2 protein-coding genes are annotated in these 3,556 nt (G+C 73.7%); both read right to left on the bottom strand.

From position 1 onward, the window contains the following. Positions 1–223: 223 nt before the first annotated feature. A complete protein-coding gene (locus F8271_RS30545; RefSeq protein ID WP_151493259.1) occupies positions 224–1,384 on the bottom strand; it encodes an SAM-dependent methyltransferase in 1,161 nt (386 codons plus the stop codon). Positions 1,385–1,470: 86 nt separating this feature from the next. After that, positions 1,471–3,159 (bottom strand): DEAD/DEAH box helicase, encoded by a 1,689-nt coding sequence (locus F8271_RS30540; RefSeq protein WP_151493258.1) that lies wholly within the window; start codon positions 3,157–3,159, stop codon positions 1,471–1,473. Between the last annotated feature and the right edge of the window lie 397 nt (positions 3,160–3,556).

Raw genomic sequence — 3,556 nt, 5'->3', positions numbered from 1 at the left:
CGCGACCAGCGGCAACCCACACACCATCCCTCAACCCACACCCCTACAACTCCATCTCCTCGAACTCCTCGACATCGACCCACTCGAGTGGTGTTGACAATCAGCCACGTGCGGAATGCAGGGCTAGCGGTGCGCCGCAGCCCGGCTAGGCGACCGCCGCCGCCAGCGGTGCGCCGCAGCCCGGCTAGGCGACCGGCGTCGCCAGCCGTGCGCGGCAGCCCGGCTAGGCGACCGGCGTCCTCTCGGACGACAGCAGTGTCTCCAGCCGGGGCGTGACCCGCCACTGGTCGACCAGCTCGCGGTACTCCGCGCGCTGCGCATCGGTCGGGTCGCTGCCCGTGCGACGCGCCCGGATCAGCAGGTTACGCGGGGTGTGCTGCGAGTCGACGAACTCCACCACCTCGGCCCGGTACCCGTGCACCCGCAGCAGCCCGGCCCGCAGCGCGTCGGTCAGCACGTCGGCGAAGCGCTCCCGCAGGATGCCCTGGCGGGTCAGCAGCTCGTACGGGCCCGGGGCGGGCTGCGCGCGCAGCTGCTTCGCCAGATCGTGGTGGCAGCACGGTGCGGCCAGCACCCAGCGGGCGTCCCAGCGCACCGCGCGGGCCAGCGCCTCGTCGGTGGCGGTGTCGCAGGCGTGCAGCGCCAGCACCAGGTCGGGGGAGGGGTCGACGGCCGCGTCGGCGATCGTGCCGGCGACGAAGCTGACCTTGTCGGCCCAGCCCAGACGTTGCGCCAGTTCGGTGTTGCGCTGCCGCTGGTCCTCCCGGACGTCCACGCCGACCAGCTCGACGTCGAGGCCCCGGCTGGTCAGGTAGCGGTACGCGGCGAACGTCAGGTACGCGTTGCCGCAGCCCAGGTCCACCACCCGCAGCGGGCCGCTCAGGTCGTCGGGCAGGGTCGCGGCGAGGGCCCGCAGGAACGCGTCGACCTGGCGGCGCTTGGCCGCCGATCCGCCGATCTCGGCGAAAATCTCATCGCCCGGGTCGAGCAGGTACTCCTTCGCCCGGTCGTTCCCGCTCGGCGTCGCCGCCGGCCGGGTCGTCGCGGCCCGGTGCACCTGCGCCTCGCCGGACTTGGTGACCCGCAGCTGGAGCGTCGCGTCGGCCGTCTCCACGTGCCAGTTGCCGAACGGCTCGGCCAGCAGCTCGTCGACCGCCGCGCTGGCCTCCGGCCCGGGTGCGACGTTACGGGTGTACGGGCGGGCGCCGTCGGAGGTGGCGATCTGAAGTCGGGGCCCGGCCTTAAGCGTCACCGGCCGCAGCTCGGCCCGCACCACGGTGGGGCGGCGCCCCCGACGGCGACCGGCGGCGACCGCCCGGGTCAGCGCGGGGTCGAGCAGCAGTGCCCGGACCTCGGTCAGGACGGCGTCCAGTGGTTCCGGCATCGTTCCATCTTCGGCAGGTGGGGTGGGAAGGGAACATCCCCCGTACCGCGCTCAGGCGGTGCGGGGGATGTGGGTGTCGCTGTGCGTCAGTCCGCGGTCGCCTCGGCGGGCGTACCCGCGCCGGAACCGCCACCACGACGGCGCCGGCGGCGACGCGGCTTCGACGGCTCGCCGTCGACGGCGGCGGCCGGCCCGGACGGACCCGCGTCGGCGGAGATCACCGCGGTCGGCTCGCCCACGACCACCTCGCCGGCCCGGCGGCGACGCCGGCGACGCGGGGTACGGGTGCCTTCCTCGGCGGTGTCGTCCGCGGGCGCCTCGGCGGCGACCGGCGTGCCGGCGTCGGAGCGGTCCCGACGGCCGTCGCCCCGGCCACGGCGCTCACCGCGACCGTCGCTACGGCTGTCACCGCGCCGGGAGCCCCGGCCGCTGCTGTCACCGCGGCGCGAGCGCGTCGTGCCGCCCAGGTCCTCCTCGATCTCGGCGGACAACCCGGCCCGGGTGCGCTCGGCGGTGGGCAGGGTGCCACTGACCTCGGTGGAGATGTGCAGGTCGGTGTAGAGGTGCGGGGACGTGTGGTACGTCTCCGGCGGCTCGGGCATCTCCAGACCGAGGGTCTTGTCGATGATGCGCCAGCGCGGCATGTCGTCCCAGTCGACGAAGGTCACCGCGACGCCGGTCGCCCCGGCCCGGCCGGTACGACCGATCCGGTGGGTGTAGGTGTCCTGGTCTTCCGGGCAGTCGTAGTTGATGACGTGGGTGACGCCGGTGACGTCCAGACCACGGGCCGCCACGTCGGTGGCCACCAGGATGTCGATCTTGCCGGCGCGGAACGCCCGCAGCGCCCGCTCGCGGGCACCCTGGCCGAGGTCACCGTGCACCGCGGCGACCGCGAACCCGCGGAAGTCGAGGTCCTCGGCGACCCGGTCGGCGGCCCGCTTGGTGCGGGTGAAGATCATGGTCAGCCCGCGGCCCTCCGCCTGGAGGATGCGCGCCACCACCTCGACCTTGTTCATCGAGTGGGTGCGGTAGACCAGCTGCTCGGTCTGCGGCGACGGCCCGGTCTCGGCGGTGTGCCCGGCGTGGATCGTCATCGGCTGGCGCAGGAAGCGCCGCGACAGGGTGACGATCGGGTCCGGCATGGTGGCCGAGAACAGCATCGTCTGCCGGTCCTCCGGAAGCATCGCCAGGATCTTCTCGACGTCGTCGAGGAAGCCCAGGTCGAGCATCCGGTCGGCCTCGTCCAGCACCAGGGCGTGGACGCGGTCGAGGCGCAGGTGCTTCTGCTTCTGCAGGTCCATGAGGCGGCCGGGCGTGCCGACCAGGATCTCGACGCCCTTGCGCAGCGCCTCGATCTGCGGCTCGTACGCCACACCGCCATAGATCGGCAGCACCCGGACGCCGCGCGTGCGGCCGGCGGCGGCCAGGTCCTTGGCGACCTGGATGCCCAGCTCACGGGTGGGGACGACGACCAGTGCCTGCGGCACGCCGTCGCTGCCCTCGCCCGGCGCGAAGACCCGGTCCAGCAGCGGTACGCCGAAGCCGAGGGTCTTGCCGGTGCCGGTGGGCGCCTGGCCGATCAGGTCGACGCCCCGCAGGGCGATCGGGATCGCGTACTCCTGGATCGCGAAGGCGCGGGTGATGCCGGCCGCGGCCAGCGCCTCGACGGTCTCGTCGCGGGCGCCGAGTGCGGCGAACGTGGGGGCCTCGGGTCGAACCGGGGCGGTGGGGGCCAACTCCTGGCCGTCCATCAGGTCTTGAGTCAGATCGCTCATCTGGATGTGGGGGTGCCCTCTCGTGGGTGCGCCCCGTCTCGTCCTCAGGGCGCGTTCGGTATGACGCGGGCCACACGGTCGGGGGCAGACTGCCGAGCCGGACCGGGCCGCACGCGCGCCGCGGGCTGAGCTTCGATCAGATCGGCGCCCACGGCAACTGCTCTATGCTACCTGAACAGGCATGCCCACGTCCCGATTCCCGGTCGGCCAGCCGCCACGCGGGGGCGCGCAATGTGGCCTGTGTCACATCTTCCGCGCCGAACGATCCTCGGGCGCTCTCCGCTGGGGCTGACGGCGAAGTGCCGTCCCCGGTCGGCCGTGTCGCCGCCGAGCGGGCCGTCCGTCCCGCGCTGAACGGGCGGGGCGACCGGGTCGACATCCCCGCGCTGAACGGGCG

It is taken from the genome of Micromonospora sp. ALFpr18c, assembly GCF_008868155.1.
GTDB lineage: Bacteria > Actinomycetota > Actinomycetes > Mycobacteriales > Micromonosporaceae > Micromonospora.
The sequence above is the reverse complement of the archived record's forward strand: the minus strand, read 5'-3'. Positions and strand labels throughout refer to the sequence as shown.

Bases quoted from the DNA above. Each gene is read 5' to 3' on its own strand.
- F8271_RS30545 (WP_151493259.1), bottom strand. From the start codon at position 1,384: ATGCCGGAACCACTGGACGCCGTCCTGACCGAGGTCCGGGCACTGCTG.
- F8271_RS30540 (WP_151493258.1), bottom strand. From the start codon at position 3,159: ATGAGCGATCTGACTCAAGACCTGATGGACGGCCAGGAGTTGGCCCCC.